We start from the raw sequence: 15,307 nt of genomic DNA, 5'->3' as shown, positions 1-15,307 counted from the left end.
AATTTCAGGGCTGGAGCAAGTCTAAGAAGGTCGAATGCTTACGAAAACTGACTTGTTGGCAGGTTTATATTGCGCCAAACGCAATCGGCCTCTGTTACGGGTCGAAGCTGCCACATGCCTTCAACGTCTGGCGCAGCCAGCGGTGTGCCGGGTCATTGTCGAACCGCGGGTGCCAGGCCTGCTTGACGTTGACCTTCTCCAACGGCACCGGGATCTCGAACGAGCGCAGGGGCAGTTTCAAGCGCTGCACACTGTTGAGGATGTTGGCCGGTATCGGCAGGATCAGGTCCGAATCCGGCAGCGAAAACATCGCCGAGTGGAAGCTCGTGGTGATCAGCGCCACCCGCCGTTCGACCTTGTGGTTGGCCAATGCCACATCGATCGGCCCATTGGCCCGGCCACGGCGCGACACGCTGATCTGCGGGTAGGCGGCGAACCGCTCAGGGGTAATCTCGGCATCGAAGATTGGGTGGCCCTCGCGCGCCAAGCCTACGAAGTAGGTGTTGAACAGGCTCTGCACCTTGATTTCCGGGCCCAGCTCTACGGCCGAGCTGATGATCAGGTCGATATGCCCGTTGCGCAGCACCGCATCATCGTCGCCACTGCCCTCGGGCACGAAACGCAGCACCGTACGCGGTGCCTGGGCCAGCATCATGCGCAACAGCTGGGCGCCGTACAGGGCGATGAACAGGTCGTTGGTGCGGATGTTGAAGGCCCGGTCCAGGTTGACCAGGTCGACATCGTCACGGCTGCGGAACACCTGCCCGGCCTGCTCCACCAGCCCATGCACCTGCTCGCGCAGCGCCAGCGCACGGGGTGTCGGCACCAAGCCACGGCCGGCGCGCACCAGGATCGGGTCGCCCAAGGCATCGCGAATGCGCCCCAGGGTCCGGCTCATGGCGGCCGGGCTCAGGTTCATGCGCTGCGCGGCGCCCACCACACTGCCTTCGTCAAGCAAGGCGTCGAGGGCGACGAGCAGGTTCATGTCCGGGAGTTGCATGGCCGTTTTCCGTGGCGATTGTGGGAACGACGATGGTAGCAGGTTGGAGGATTGCGTCTGACGCAATAAGGTCGTGCGTGGTGGGGCATTTATTCTGGGCTTTGGATGGGCCATAAGTGATGCAGTGGCTGTACCGGCCTCTTCGCGGGGCAAGCCCGCTCCCACAGGTACCCCGCAATGCCCGAGGTTTGTGCGGCCAACCTGTGGGAGCGGGCTTGCCCCGCGAAGAGGCCGGTACAGCCAGCACATCATTTAGCTTCGACAAGGATTCCCATGCCCACCCCGGTCCTCATCGCCATCGACGCCTCCCCCGCATCCTTCGCCCTGCTCACCCTCGCCCGCCGCTACTGCCGCCCCGATGAACACGAGCTGCATGTGCTGCTGGCCATCGACAGCACCTTCGCCGTGCACGAGCAACCCGCGCCCTACACCACCGAAGAACTGGAGGAATACCCCGCCGCCTGCGAGGAGCAGCAGCATGCCGACCACGCCGTAGCCAAGGCCGTGCGCGAGTTGCAGGACGCCGGCTTCACCAGCCAGGGCTGCATGGTGGCCGGGCAGCCGGTCGAGGCCATCGTCAGCAAGGCGCAAGATCTGCGTTGCGAACTGATCATCATGGGTCATCGCCACCTGTCACGATTGGGGCGGTTGCTGGATCCGTCGATCAGCGCGAAGGTGATTGATCGTGTTGAGGTTCCAGTAATGGTGGGCATGGCAAACCAACATTGATGTGCCGGTGCTACAGCTACTCAGTACCTGACAAAACAGCCAGTAGTCAGCATTGGCCTATTGAATCAGCATACAAGCATCAGCCACCCAACCAACCAAGGTGAATGCTCGTGGCAAACCATTACCAGGAAACAGCGCAGGGATCCGAACCTCCACACCGCCAGCACTTTACCTATTCCGCCTATGGTCTAAGGAGCCCTCACAAGCATCTGGTCAGCTTACTCGGTTTCAACGGAGAGCTCGCAGATTCAATAGCGGGCTATTATTTATTGGGTAACGGGTATAGAGCATTCAATTCGAAGCTAATGCGTTTCAATAGCCCGGACAGTTGGAGCCCATTCGGTGAAAGTGGTCCAAATGCCTATGTTTATTGTGGTGGTGACCCAGTAAACAATAGCGATCCGACCGGACACATCGGCTTTTGGACGAAGATACTTAACGCGATTAGAGGCCAGAAAAAACGCCGAGTCGTTTCAAGCGCCAATCCGGCCTACGGCATAATGGCCCCACGATCAGCCCCCCAATCACCACAATCAGACCGCGTAACGCCCACATCTGACATAAGCGATCCAGAAAATCTATATATATCTATTCAATCTAACTTACACCACCCCAGCAACAGCGTACGTGTACGTAACCGCACTGAAGAACCTATCTATGCTTCTCTGAACTTCGAGGTGCAACAACCCAACAGCAACGTACGTTTGATCAGGGCTATCCAGTTCCCCCACTACAAGATTGTTACCAGCATGGATAGATTAGGCATTATAACGACCCGACATCAAGACAACGTATCGAACGTTGAGTTGCAGGGCCGCATAAGAGGAGGGTAACTGCAATAATCACCCTTCACTCGGCTTCACCACCACCGTACACGTCGTCCCCGCCGCCAGCAAAAACCCTTCCGGCACTTCATCGATGTGGATCCGCACCGGCACGCGCTGCGCCAACCGCACCCAGTTGAAGGTCGGGTTCACATCGGCGATCAGCTCGCGGCTCTGGGGGTTGTCGCGGTCATAAATACCGCGGGCAATGCTCTCTACGTGGCCTTTGATGCGCTCGCCGCTCATCATCTGCAGCTCAGCCTGGTCCCCCACTTTCACGTGCGGCAGCTTGGTCTCTTCGAAGAAGCCATAAACCCAGAACGAGTTCTCGTCGACTACCGCCATCACCGGCTCACCGGTGCGGGCATAGTCGCCCTTGTGGATGTTCAGGTTGGTCACGTAACCGTCCACCGTGGCCACGATATGCGTGCGCTTGAGGTTCAGCTCGGCGGCCGCCAGTTCGGCCAGGGCCTGTTGATAATCCGCCTGGGCCGAGTTGGCGATGTTGCTGGCGTCGTCGCGGTTTTCCTTGGAGATCACCAGGTTGTCCATGTCGGCGCGGCGCTTGGCGTTGACCTTGCGCATTTCCCAGGTGGCCTTGCGCGAGGCAACCAGCGCCTTGGCCTGGTCGACGGCCATTTGGTAGTGATCAGGGTCGATCTGGATCAACAGGTCGCCCTTCTTCACCCGCTGGTTGTCCTTGACCGGTACCCCCACCACGTAGCCGGGCACGTCGGCAGCGACGTTGATGATGTCGGCACGCACGCGCCCGTCGCGGGTCCAGGGCGTGGTCATGTAGTGCAGCCACAACTGGCGGCCGATCGCCACGGCGGCCACCAGCACCAGCAGGGTGGCGATCAGGCTGAAGAACTTTTTCATCGAAGGTTTCTCACCAGTAGACAGACAGCGCGAGGGCGCCGAAAAGGCAGACGAACAGGCTCAGGCGCAGCAGCGCCGGGTGCCAGAAAAAGCGGTAGCCGTCATGGCTGGCGATGAAGCGGTCCAGGCCCCAGGCCAGGCCCAGGGCGAACAGGAACATCAAGGTCATGGTGGGCATGTACACGCCATGGAAGGCGATTTCACGGGGCATGATTTCACGGGGCATGGTGCAGTCCTTTCGCCGGTGCCAGCGGCGACTGTGGGTCCAGCAGGGAAGAACGGATGAAGTGCAAGTAGCTTTGCGCGCGGCGCAGCACCGAGGTGTCGAAGTGCCGGGCGAAGGGTTCGTCGGTGGCCTGCACGCGGCTGATGGCATGGTCCACCGCCACCAGTGCGCGCTCGTGGTTGCTGGCGCTGGGCTGCAGGAACAAACGCGCCAGGGCGCGGCCCATGACGCGGATGGCCTGGCGCCATGGCTGCGACTCGGCGTAGGCCGGGTGGATTGGGGCGCGGGCCTGTTCCTTGCGCAGCTCGATGATGGCGTGGCCGATTTCCAGCACGGTGAACATCCAGCCCATCAGCTCGCTCTGCACCTTCGGCTTGCCGGCAGCCAGGCCATAGGCTTGGTGCAGCAGGTCGCGGGTGCGGCTCTCGAAGGCTGAACCCAGGCCGCGCAAGCGGCCACTGATGGCGAACAGCACCTGTTCACGCAGTTCCTGCTCCAGCCGGCTCCACAGCCAGCGGCTGTTGGGCGGTAGGATGATCGCCCCGGCCGCGGCGCAGACGAACATACCGATGACCATGCCGATGTAGTCGTTGATGAAGGTGTAAGGGTCGTAGACGGTCAGGTTGTTGGGCACCGAACCGATGGCGAAAAACACCAGCAAACCGATGCCGTAACCGGCGTAAGCCGGCCGCGAAGACAGGAACGCCCCCAGCACGAAGACCGGTGCCAGGACCATGCACAGCAGCGGGAATCCGTCGATCCAGGGGAACACGAAGAAGGTTTCGAAGAACCCGACGAAGGCCCCGATCGCCGTGCCACAGGCCATCTGGAATGACATGCGCTTAGGGTTGGGCGAGGCCGCCGACAGGCCCACGGTGACCGTGGCGATCAGCGTCATCATGGCGCCGCTGGGCCAGTCGCTGAGCAACCAGTAACTGCCCAGCAGCAACAGCACCGCCGAGGCGCGCACGCCAGCAGCCAACGACACCAGCCAGCTGGTCTGCGCCACATAGGGCTCGTCCCACTGCTCGCGCTCGTGCTTGTGCACGGCCAGCGAGGCATGGGTCTCGGCATAGCTGAACATCTCGTCGACAAAGCGATACAGCAGCTCGAAGGCGGTGTGGAAGTCGAGCAGGTCGGACTCGCTGGGGTTGGTTTGCTGGTACTCGGCGCGCAAGCCACGCACCTGGGCTTGCAGGCCCTCCTTGTAGGCGGCCAGCTCAAGCGTCAGGCGCAGCGCGTCCGAATCGGTCAAGGCGCGGCCCACGTAGGGCTGAAGCAGTTCGACCAAGGTGTCCAGGCCCGGCTCGATGGCGCTGACGATCTGCAGCGGGCCACGGGCGCGCAGGCGTTCGAGCAGCCGGTGCAGGGCATTGAAGCGCGTGGTGATGGCCATGAACTCGCTGTTCATGCGCACCAACCGGCCACTGCGCCTGCGCATGTGCGGGTCTTCGAAGGCGGTGACGTTACGCAGGCTTTCCAGGCCCACAGCCTCAGCGATGAAGCGCACGTTGCTGCTTTCAAAACGGTCGCGCTGGCTATCACCGCGCAGGGCTTCGACCACCACGCCGGCGAACACACCAAAGCGCTGATAGAGGGCGTTACGCATGGCGGCGCTGGCCGACTGCGGCAGGATCGCGGCGCTGACGAACGTTGAAACCAAAATCCCCAAGGCGATTTCCAGCACCCGCCACACGGCCGCCATAAAGGCTTGGTCGGGGTGCTCCAGCACCGGCAAGCCGATCATCGCCGCGGTGTAACCGGCCAGCACGAAGCCATAGGCGCGGAAGGTGCGGTAGCGCATCGCGCCTGCCGAACACAAGCCGACCCACAGGGCCAGGCTGGGCAGGAACAGCTCGGTGTTCTGCGGGAAAATGGCGATCAGTGCGACCATCATCGCCGAGCCTGCCAGGGTGCCGAGCACCCGGTAGAAACTCTTGGCGAACACGTGGCCGCTTTGCGGCTGCATGACGATGAACACGGTGATCATTGCCGTGCGCGGCTGCGGCAGTTCCAGGCGCATGGCCAGCCACAGGGTGATGAAGGCGGCGGCCAGCACCTTGAAGATATAGACCCAGGTCACGCCATCGGTGCGCGCCCAGGCAAAGAAGCCCCGGCGCCACTCCAGGCTCTGCAGCCAGCGCACGGGCAGGCTTGAGGTGCTCATTTGGCGTTATCCGGCTGCTTGTCGAAAATGGCCAGGGTGGCCGGGGTTTTCGGTGCGGCCTGGCGCTCTTGCTCCGGCACGTCCTTGCCCGCTTGCAGGCCACCGCCGAGGGCGGTGACCAGCTCGGCATGGGCGATCAGGCGGGCGGCCTGCACCTGCTGCTGTACCTGCTGCTGACGGAACAGCAAGGTCTGCGCGTTGAGCACGTTGAGGTAGTCGGTCAGGCCACGCTGGAAGGCGACCATGGCGATGTCGTAGGTCTTCTGCGCGGCGGCGACCGATTCGGCGGCAAAGTGCGATTGCTCTTTCATCGACTCGCGGCGGATCAACTGGTCAGAGATGTTCTTCAACGCACCGACCACGGCCTGGTTGTAGCGCGCGACGGCCATGTCATAGCCCGCTGAAGCGACGCCCAGTTGCGAGCGCAGGCGGCCGCCGTCGAAGACCGGCAGGCTGATTGCCGGGCCGACGTTGTAGTTGAACTTGCGCCCGGTGAGAAACTCCAGCGGGCCGCCGCCCGTGGCCATGAAACCGAGGCTGCCGACCAGGTCGACATTGGGGAAGAAGCCGGCATGCGCGACGTCGATGCCACGGGCTTGCGCGGCCACCTGCCAACGGCTGGCGACCACGTCCGGGCGCTGGCCGACCAGCTCGGCGGGCAGCGCCGACGGCAGCGTGAGCGGGGCGCCGAGGGTCAGGGTCGGGCGCAGGATCTGCGCGCCCTCCCCTGGCCCCTTGCCGGCCAGCGCAGCAAGCTGGTTGCGGGTCAGGGCGATTTCTTCGTCAAGGCTGTCGAGCTGACGATGGGTTTCGGGCAGCGGCGCTTCGGCCTGGCTGACTTCGAAATGGGTGCCGATGCCTGCGTCCAGCCGACGCTTGGCCAGGGCCAGGATCTGCTCCTGCTGCTCCAGTTCAGCCTTGACGATATCGCGCTGGGCGAAGTGCAGGCTTAGCTGGATATAGGCACGCACCACGTTGTTCTGCAGCTCGAGCTGCGCCTGGCGGGCCTCGGCCACACTCATGTGCGCTTGGTCCACAGCCTGCTCGCTGGCATTGCGCTCGCGGCCCCAGAGGTCGAGGGCATAGCTGAAACCGATGGCGGCGTTGTTGTCCCAGGTATTGGCGCCCGACAGCGCACCAGGCCCGTAGAACTGATCCTCGGGCCAGTTGTGGCGCTTGAGTGTGGCCTGGCCATTGGCTTGCAGCTTTTCTGCCGACTCGACCACACCGGCCATGGCCTTGGCCTCGCGCACCCGCGCCAGGGCCATGGCCAGGTTCGGGCTACCCTCGACGGTCAATGCGACCCAGCGGTTCAGCTGCGGGTCGCGATAGGCCTGCCACCACTGCTGGTCGGGCCAGTGCGCGTCGGTGGCCGCTTCGCGTATCGCCGCGTCGGTGGTCAGGGTATTGGCGTGTAATGTCTTGCTTTGCGGGGCAATGCCCCAGGTTCCGATACAGCCGCTCAAGGTGAGGGTAAGGGCACAGGCACTGAACACTTGAAGCGTTCTGATGATGCGACGCGGCACAGCTGCGATTTCCCGAGGAAGAGGTGGAGGGGCCGGGCAATTCTAGGGGGCGGCAGGACTGGCGATAAGCGCATATTCCTGCGAATCTTTGTTACCAAACGCGCGATAATCAGCCTTTGGTCGAAGGCATCTTTTAATAACTTCGTCGTTACTTCGTGACACAATTTTGTCCTCTACCTTGAGAGTGACCCATGGACACCCTGCAAAATATGCGTGCTTTCAGTTGCGTAGCCCAGCTTGGCAGCTTCACGGCTGCCGCGGCGCAACTGGATACGACCACCGCGAACGTGTCGCGGGCGGTCTCCAATCTGGAAGCCCATCTGCAAACTCGGCTGCTCAACCGTACTACCCGCCGCATCGCGCTGACCGAGGCCGGCAAGCGCTACCTGATGCGCTGCGAACAGATTCTTACCTACGTTGAAGAAGCCGAGGCCGAGGCCAGCGACGCCCATGCCCGCCCGGCCGGGCAATTGAAGGTTCACTCCATGACCGGGGTGGGCCAACACTTCGTGGTGGATGCCATTGCCCGCTACCGCGAATCGCACCCGGACGTGACCTTCGACCTGACCATGGCCAACCGCGTGCCGGACCTGCTCGACGAGGGCTACGACGTGTCCATCGTGCTGGCCACCGAGCTGCCGGACTCGGGCTTCGTGTCGCAGCGCTTGGGGATCACCTACAGCATCGTCTGCGCCTCGCCCGACTACATCGTGCGCAACGGCATCGCACACAAGCCTGCCGACCTGCTCAAGCACGCCTGCCTGCGCATGGTCAGCCCGGTGATCCCGCTGGAGAAGTGGCTGTTCGACGGCCCGGAAGGCCAGGAAATGGTCAACATCACCAGCTCGCCGTTCCAGGTGAACACCGCCGACGCCATGAAAACCGCGATCCGCAGTGGCATGGGCGTGGGCGTGCTGCCGATCTATTCGGCCATCGACGGGCTGCGCGACGGCAGCCTGGTGCGGGTGCTGCCCGAGTATCGGCTGCAAGAGCTGAACCTGTACGCCATCTACCCGTCGCGCCAGTACCTGGATGCCAAGATCAAGACCTGGGTCGAGTACCTGCGCAACTCGCTGCCGGAAATTCTGGCAGCGCATGAGGCAGACCTGAAAACCCATCAGGTGCAGATCGCCAACTGAGAAACATGCTGCATTGAGGGGAGGAGCAATGGTAGGTTGCTAACCATTGCTTCCAGCGCCAGGACCATGGGAGGGCGATGCCCTCCATTCGCAGCACAAGGCTGCTCCTACAGCGACCTTTGTAGAAGCAGCCTTGTGCTGCGAATGACCGCAACGCGGTCAACTGCCTGGCAGTCCACCCTAGCCTTGCAGAGAGTTGCCGATGAAAAAGACCGTCCTGGCCTTCAGCCGCATCACCCCGGCCATGGCCGAGCGCCTGCAACAAGACTTCAACGTGATCCTGCCGAACCCCAAGCTCGGCGACATCAACGCCCAGTTCAACGAAGCCCTGCCCGAGGCCCACGGCCTGATCGGCGTCGGCCGCAAGCTTGGCCGTGCCCAACTCGAAGGCGCGGCCAAGCTTGAAGTGGTCTCCAGCGTCTCGGTCGGCTACGACAACTATGACGTCGACTACTTCAATGAACGCGGCATCGCCCTGACCAACACCCCCGACGTACTCACAGAAAGCACCGCAGACCTGGGCTTCTCGCTGATCATGGGCTGCGCCCGGCGCACGGCCGAGCTGGATGCCTGGACCAAGGCCGGCCAGTGGCAAGCCACCGTCGGCCCGGCGCACTTCGGCAGCGATGTGCACGGCAAGACCTTGGGCATCGTCGGCATGGGCAACATCGGCGCCGCCGTTGCCCGCCGCGGCCGGTTCGGGTTCAACATGCCAGTCATCTATACCGGCAACAGCCGCAAGACCGCATTGGAGCAAGAGCTGGGGGCGCAGTTCCGCAGCCTGGAGCAACTGCTGGCCGAAGCCGATTTCGTCTGCATCGTGGTGCCGTTGTCGGACGCCACCCGCAAGCTGATCGGTGCACGGGAGCTGAAGCTGATGAAGCCAAGCGCCTTCCTCATCAACATCGCCCGCGGCCCGGTGGTCGATGAAGCGGCGCTGATCGAAGCCCTGCAGAACGGCACGATTCGCGGTGCCGGCCTGGATGTGTACGAGAAGGAACCGCTGAGCGATTCTCCACTGTTCAAACTGCCCAACGCCCTGACCCTGCCGCACATCGGCTCGGCCACCGCAGAAACCCGCGAGGCCATGGCCAAACGGGCGATGGACAACCTGCGTGCGGCGCTGTTGGGCGAGCGGCCGCAGGATTTGGTGAACCCGCAGGTGTGGAAGCATTGAGCGTTTTCAACTGACTTTATCGCGCCATTCGCAAAGCTGCTGGCGAATGGCGCACTCCCTCTGCACACACCCCTTGCGATAAGCGAGCAATCTGAAACAACTCGCTTATTGGCCCATTGCCAACGCTACGCACCTATCATTTTTGCTAGGTGACATCCGCTACACCTCAGATTAACAATGCAGAAGAACACTACCTTCATTGCTATTCTGAGGACTACCAAAATGAAAAAGACCGACCCGATTCTTCAAGACATCCAATTTGATGACGTTGTAGATATCCCGGGACCTGAAGAAAACCTCATCAAGACCGCCAAGATGGCAGAGTTTTTAAATATAACCATCCCCGAAACAAGCGAATGGCCTGTACCCTCCGTTTTTTACATTACGCACAGCAGCGAGTCCCCGGAACTGCCAATCCTTACACGAGACTTCCATACACCGCTTCCAGAGGAACTAAACTTCCAACTTCCTTCGAATCGATTCAAAAAGAGCCAGAAACAATCCCTTCGTTACATATTAAAATCAAAAAGAGACGATAATGAATGGGATGTCACAACCTCTTTCACCGTCGATTTAAAAAAACCCATCCAAGCGCCCCCCTTGGTAATGGATACCACAGCATTCAACCTCACCTACTTCGACAACCATGACAGCTTAGATTTTACAGCCCCACCTTTCACCTATAACAGAGTTGGAGACCACTGCATTGTTACTATAATCGGACCCAAGAAGACTAGCGTGACGTTGCCGACACCTCCACGCGCGAAAGAGGGTGACCCCATCACAGGTAAAATACCTAAAGATACATTCTTCATTGATGGCAAACCCATTTATGGCGAGTATACGGTTATGTATACGGCCCTCTCACGCGCAGGTAACGATTCCAGCGATACAATGGCCGTCACTGTCACATTCAGCGCATCGTGAAATGCGTACCGGGTGGTATTTCACCCACCGATACTTCAGCATCACGGCCTGAGTAAGGGGACTGTAGAAATGCGTGTGGCTTTGAGTTTGCGAAATACCAGTACATTCCCCCCCATTACCAGCATCACCCCAAACAGCGCCGGCGCCGTCCATTGATAGCCTTCGACAAACGCCGACACGTTTAAGGCCACCAGCGGGAACAGCACCGTACAGTAGGCTGCCCGCTCCGGCCCCATGCGCCCAACCAGGGTCAGGTAGGCGGTGAAACCAATCACCGAGCCCGGGATGACCAGGTACATCAGCGAGCCGATGTACCTGGTGTTCCATTCCATGGCGAAGGGGATGCCGCTGAACAGGCAATAAACCGTCAGCATCGCCGCGCCATAGACCATGCCCCAGGCATTGGTGGTCATGGGCTTGAGCCCTGCTTTCTGCTGCATGCTCGACAGCATGTTGCCGGCCGAGAAGCACAGCGTGCCGAGCAAAGCCAGGCCGAGGCCGTACAGGGTTTCGCGGCTGGCGGCATGGTGGGACAGTTCGGGCCAGAACAGCAGGCCCAGGCCCAGCAGCCCCAGTGCTCCGCCACCCAGCACGTTGGCAGCGATCTTCTGGCCAAAGAACACCCGGGCGTTGAGTGCGTTCCACAGGGTCGCGGTGGAGAACACCACGGCGATCAGGCCGCTGGCGATCCACTGGCTGGCGGTGAGGAAGCACATGAAGTTGACGCAGAACAGGCACAGGCCTTGGGCCAGGCAGATGAGGTGGCCGCGGCGGTTCATGGGTTGCAGGCGGCGGGTGAGCAACAGGATGGCGAACAGGATCAGGCCGGCCAAAGCGAAGCGGTAGACGATGGACACCGGGATGGCGACCACGCCCAGTTGCAGTTTCAGGGCGATCCAGGTGGTGCCCCAGATCAGGACGGTGAGCAGGTACAGGGACAGGTTCACAGGTGGGGCCTCCTCAGGCGTTCGACCATACAACCTGGGGCCGCCTTGCGGCCCATCGCAGGCAAGCCAGCTCCTACAGGAAAACGGCGCCGTACCTGTAGGAGCTGGCTTGCCTGCGAACGAGGGCGCAGCCCTCGCCAGGGCCCCCAGTGTTCCCCCTGGCCACTGCCCTGCGCTTGCACAAACTTGCGCTTTTCCAACCCAGGTAGCTGTCAGCGCAACGCAAGCGCAGTACGATGGCCCCAGAGGAATCGCCCATGACCCCACTCTCCCAGCTGCACGTCTTCAACGCCATGCACGCCTCGCCCCACGCCCGCCTGGAGCTGAGCGCGCACCTGGGCGACGGCTTGGCTGCGGCGCTGTGGCGCAACCGCGACGATGCCCGCGATTACCAGGCGCCCAGCCATCACACGCTGTCGTGCTACATCGCCGATGGCACCGGCACCTTCCGTCGCCAGCGCCCAGCCGACAAGGGCGCGCCGAACAAGCTGTGCATCATGCCGGCCGGCCATGAGTCGAACTGGGTGGTCAACGGCGCGATCCGCCTGGCGCACCTGTACGTCAGCGAGGCGCAGTTCGCCCTCGGTTGCGTGCGCCTGCTGGACCGTGAGCCGCGGGAATTGCAGCTGCAGGAGGCGACGTTCCTCGATGACCCGCAACAGTCGGCGCGCTTTCGCCAGTTGATCAACCTGGCCTGGGACGAGCCCGACGAGCGCCTGCTGGCCAGCAGCCTGGCGCATGAAATCGTCGACCACGCAGTGCTCAGCCAGGTTGGGCTACGTCAGGGTCTGCGCCTGAAAGGCGGCTTGGCGCCGAACCTGCGTCGGCAGTTGGTGGAGTACATCGAGGCGCATCTGGACCAGCCCATCACCCTCGGTGAACTGGCCCTGCGCTGCAACCTTTCCGAGTACCACTTCGCGCGCATGTTCCGCACCAGTTTCGGCTTGCCGCCACACCAGTACCTGCTGGCACGACGGCTGCACCGTGCTTGCCAGTTGCTGCGCTTGGGTCACCTGCCGCTGGGAGAGGTGGCGTTGCTGTGCGGGTTTGCCAGTGCCAGCCATTTCAGCAACCGCTTCCGCCAGGCATTCGGAGCGACGCCTGGCGACTATCGCACAGCCTTCAGCCCTTAGAACTCGAAGGTGCTGGACAGGCTCACCTGCCGCGCATCGCCAACTGCGACAAAGTACTGGTTCACTGCCGAGCTGTAGTAAACCTTGTCGAACAGGTTCTTCACGTTCAACTGCAGGCGCACGTTGTGTTCGTCGAGCTGGGTCTCGTACGTGGCAAATGCATCAGCAACGGTATAGCTGGGCAGGTCGAAAGTGTTGGTCGAGTTGCCCGAACGCTCGCCCACATAACGGGCCCCAGCACCAAAGCGCAGCCGGTCGCCACCGAACACGCGGCCAAAGTCATACACCGCCGAAAGCGAGCCACTGTGCTTGGCCACGTTCTGCAGGCGGTTGCCTTCAAGGTCCGGGTCTTTGGTGACCTTGGCATCGGTAAAAGCATAACTGCCGATCAAGCTCCAGCGCTCGCTGAGCTGCCCAGTCAGGTCAAGCTCAACACCGCGTGAATTGACCTCGCCAGCATTGCTGTAGACCGTCTCGCCGGTACCCGTGTCGAAGTTGGCGACCAGCACATTGCGCTTGGTGATGTCGAACAGCGCCAAGGTGCCGGTCAGGCTGCCTGGCATGTCGAGCTTGGCCCCTAGCTCCCACGATTTGCCCTCTTCGGGCGCTACCGACGCATCCAGCACCACCCCGCCGGTCAACGGCGCAATGCTGGAGTTGGGCTTGAACGACTCGCTGTAGCTGCCATAGAACGACAGCTGGTCATCGACCTTGTAGACGATGCCGGCATGCGGCACCCAGGCCTGGCCGCTAGTGTCGGTGTTGGCTTTGAACGGGCGACCGCGGCCGGCGTATTGGTCGAACTGCTGGAAGCGCGCACCGGCCACCAGGATCCAGTGCTCATCCAGGTGCAGGGCGTCCTGCACGAACAGCGCGTCGGTGCGCAGTTTGTCGGTCTGGTCGCTGTCGCTGGCGCGCACGTTGCTGCCCTCCACTTCCTGGCCGTAGACCGGGTTTTCATAGCTGAAGGTAGACTGCGCCGTCTGGCGGATCAGGTCGCCACGAAACACCTTGCGGTCTTCGTGATCGAGGCCGAACAACAGGTCATGCTGCAGGCCGCCCAACTCGACGTTGCCCGCAAGGCTCAGGGTGGCGAACTGGTCGCGGCTCATAGCGTTGTGCGTGCCGTCGATGCTGCGCGTCAGCGTGCCCTTGGCTTCGTTGACGCCCGTCACGCGGACCTGGCTGGCGTCGTAGGTCTCGCGGTTGAAGCTGTAGCCGAAGTGCAGCTTCCAGTCGTCGGCCAATTGGTGGTCGACCTCCAGGCGATACAGGTCAGAGCGCCCTTCCATGTCGTTGAATGGCTCATCCAGGCGACGCGTGGCCGGAATGTCCAAGGGGTGGCCGTTGCTGCCAAAGGCCGTGCCGCGGTCGAACGGGTAAAGAAACTCACGGTGCTCGTACGCCACCACCACCTGGGTGTCCTCGCCCAGCCAGGCCAGCGACGGCGCTACCAGCGATTCGCGGTGCACACCGAAGTTGCGCCAGTAGTCCTCATCTTCGTGGTCGACGATCAGGCGGTAGGCGAAGTTGCTGTCGCCGAGTGCGCCGGTGCTGTCGAAACCACCACCGCTGCCATTTTTGCCGCTGCCGTAGGTCGAGCCACGCACCGTCAGGGCGTTGTACTGCTGCAGTTGCGGGCGCTTGCTGACCACGTTGATGACCCCGCCTGGGTCCTGGATGCCATACAGCAGCGAGGCCGGGCCCTTGAGCACTTCTACCCGCTCGGTGCTGGCATTAAGGCTGCGGCCCTGCACGATGGGCATGCCGTCACGCATGATCGAACCGTCGCGGTTGTCGCCAAAGCCGCGCTTCATCACGGTGTCGGAGGTGCCGCCAAAGTTGTTGCCCTGGGTAATGCCGCTGACGTTGGTCAAGGCATCATCGAGGTTGCGCGGGGCCTGGTCGCGAATGACCTGGGCCGGGACCACGTTGATGGCCTGGGGGATGTCCTGGGTCGGGCCCTGGCCACGCATGATCGAGGCCGTGGCCGGGGGCTGATAGCTGTAGGCGTCCATCTGCGAGGTCACGGTGGTGGCCTGCAGGTTGAGTGCACCGTCGCTGCTCACGGCTTCGAGGGTGAAGGTGCGGGCATCGACGCGGCGCCAGGCCAGGCCGGAAGTGCCCAGCAATTGCTGCAGCGCCTGCTCTGCGCTGAAGGTCCCGTTGAGGGCAGGTGCCTGCAGGCCAGGAAGCTCGAGGGTGTACACCACGCTCTGGCCGGTGGCTCGGCTGAAGGCATTGAGCGCCTGGGCCAAAGGTTGGCTCGGCTGGGCAAACGTGTACGCCTGTACCTGCTCGGCCGCCCCGGCCAGCGGTGCGATGGCGATGACCGGGCACACCGAAAGGCCGAGCCAGAGGGGGACGCAACGCGGGGTAAACTTCATGGACGCTGACCTGTAAGTGGGTGTTGATTGCGAATGAATCGCACTTCCACTCATTACACGGATGCCACGTCCTGTTACCTCATCCGTTAATTGAATTTTTTTCCTGGGCCGGCCTCTTCGCGGGCAAGTCGGACCGCCGCACCGCCGCTCCCACAGGTTCCTCAAAAGGTCTGAGCCTGCGCAGTTACCTGTGGGAGCTGGCTTGCCAGCGATGAGGCCGGAATAAGCACCACAAGACGGTTGCTC

The 15,307-nt window shown here is 62.1% G+C and carries 13 protein-coding genes; 6 read left to right on the top strand and 7 right to left on the bottom strand.

Annotation, left to right across the window (positions count from 1 at the left end; all coding sequences use genetic code 11):
- Positions 1-94: 94 nt before the first annotated feature.
- Positions 95-1,000 carry a LysR family transcriptional regulator gene (locus AC5PZ0_RS04155; protein WP_099430398.1) on the bottom strand — a complete coding sequence of 302 codons (906 nt, stop codon included), beginning with the start codon at positions 998-1,000 and terminating at the stop codon, positions 95-97.
- Between the two features lie 273 nt (positions 1,001-1,273).
- Here AC5PZ0_RS04155 and AC5PZ0_RS04150 point away from each other — a divergent pair, with 273 nt between their 5' ends.
- Both AC5PZ0_RS04150 and AC5PZ0_RS04145 read left to right on the top strand, forming a co-directional pair.
- Positions 1,274-1,729 (top strand): universal stress protein, encoded by a 456-nt coding sequence (locus AC5PZ0_RS04150; protein WP_493854425.1) that lies wholly within the window; start codon positions 1,274-1,276, stop codon positions 1,727-1,729.
- A 104-nt stretch (positions 1,730-1,833) separates the two neighbouring features.
- The gene (locus tag AC5PZ0_RS04145) at positions 1,834-2,562 is read left to right on the top strand and encodes an RHS repeat-associated core domain-containing protein (protein ID WP_493854424.1); all 729 of its coding nucleotides are present in this window, start codon (positions 1,834-1,836) and stop codon (positions 2,560-2,562) included.
- 9 nt (positions 2,563-2,571) lie between these two features.
- Here AC5PZ0_RS04145 and AC5PZ0_RS04140 read toward each other — a convergent pair whose 3' ends face one another.
- Genes AC5PZ0_RS04140 through AC5PZ0_RS04125 form a run of 4 tightly spaced genes read right to left on the bottom strand, consistent with a single transcriptional unit; the run spans position 2,572 to position 7,351 of the window.
- A complete protein-coding gene (locus AC5PZ0_RS04140) occupies positions 2,572-3,432 on the bottom strand; it encodes an efflux RND transporter periplasmic adaptor subunit (RefSeq protein ID WP_493854423.1) in 861 nt (286 codons plus the stop codon).
- Positions 3,433-3,442: 10 nt separating this feature from the next.
- Complete coding sequence (locus tag AC5PZ0_RS04135; RefSeq protein WP_027595286.1) at positions 3,443-3,643, bottom strand: DUF1656 domain-containing protein; 201 nt, start codon at positions 3,641-3,643, stop codon at positions 3,443-3,445.
- A 4-nt stretch (positions 3,644-3,647) separates the two neighbouring features.
- Entirely contained in the window at positions 3,648-5,825 is a 2,178-nt protein-coding gene (locus tag AC5PZ0_RS04130; RefSeq protein ID WP_027595285.1) for an FUSC family protein, read from the bottom strand.
- Positions 5,822-7,351, bottom strand: coding sequence for an efflux transporter outer membrane subunit (locus AC5PZ0_RS04125; RefSeq protein WP_493854422.1), 1,530 nt, complete (start codon positions 7,349-7,351; stop codon positions 5,822-5,824). The genes AC5PZ0_RS04130 and AC5PZ0_RS04125 overlap by 4 nt, the downstream gene beginning before the upstream one ends.
- Positions 7,352-7,542: 191 nt before the next feature.
- Between AC5PZ0_RS04125 and AC5PZ0_RS04120 the strand changes: the two genes are divergently transcribed.
- From AC5PZ0_RS04120 to AC5PZ0_RS04110, 3 genes are all read left to right on the top strand, one after another.
- A complete protein-coding gene (locus tag AC5PZ0_RS04120) occupies positions 7,543-8,490 on the top strand; it encodes a LysR family transcriptional regulator (protein WP_027595283.1) in 948 nt (315 codons plus the stop codon).
- 202 nt (positions 8,491-8,692) lie between these two features.
- A complete protein-coding gene (locus tag AC5PZ0_RS04115; protein ID WP_493854421.1) occupies positions 8,693-9,667 on the top strand; it encodes a 2-hydroxyacid dehydrogenase in 975 nt (324 codons plus the stop codon).
- A gap of 222 nt (positions 9,668-9,889) precedes the next feature.
- Positions 9,890-10,594 (top strand): hypothetical protein, encoded by a 705-nt coding sequence (locus AC5PZ0_RS04110; protein WP_493854420.1) that lies wholly within the window; start codon positions 9,890-9,892, stop codon positions 10,592-10,594.
- 41 nt (positions 10,595-10,635) lie between these two features.
- Here the strand turns inward: AC5PZ0_RS04110 and AC5PZ0_RS04105 are convergent, their stop codons facing one another.
- Positions 10,636-11,541: a DMT family transporter gene (locus AC5PZ0_RS04105; RefSeq protein ID WP_493854419.1), complete on the bottom strand. Its 906-nt coding sequence runs from the start codon at positions 11,539-11,541 to the stop codon at positions 10,636-10,638.
- Between the two features lie 257 nt (positions 11,542-11,798).
- Here AC5PZ0_RS04105 and AC5PZ0_RS04100 point away from each other — a divergent pair, with 257 nt between their 5' ends.
- Positions 11,799-12,674, top strand: a complete 876-nt coding sequence (locus tag AC5PZ0_RS04100) for a helix-turn-helix domain-containing protein (RefSeq protein ID WP_493854418.1) — start codon at positions 11,799-11,801, stop codon at positions 12,672-12,674.
- On the opposite strand, the gene AC5PZ0_RS04095 is transcribed toward AC5PZ0_RS04100, so the two are convergent.
- Complete coding sequence (locus AC5PZ0_RS04095; protein ID WP_493854417.1) at positions 12,671-15,061, bottom strand: TonB-dependent siderophore receptor; 2,391 nt, start codon at positions 15,059-15,061, stop codon at positions 12,671-12,673. The two genes, AC5PZ0_RS04100 and AC5PZ0_RS04095, sit on opposite strands and share 4 nt — an antisense overlap.
- Positions 15,062-15,307 lie beyond the last annotated feature (246 nt).

The sequence above is a fragment of the Pseudomonas sp. 5.2 genome, from assembly GCF_059025405.1.
The sequence above is the reverse complement of the archived record's forward strand: the minus strand, read 5'-3'. Positions and strand labels throughout refer to the sequence as shown.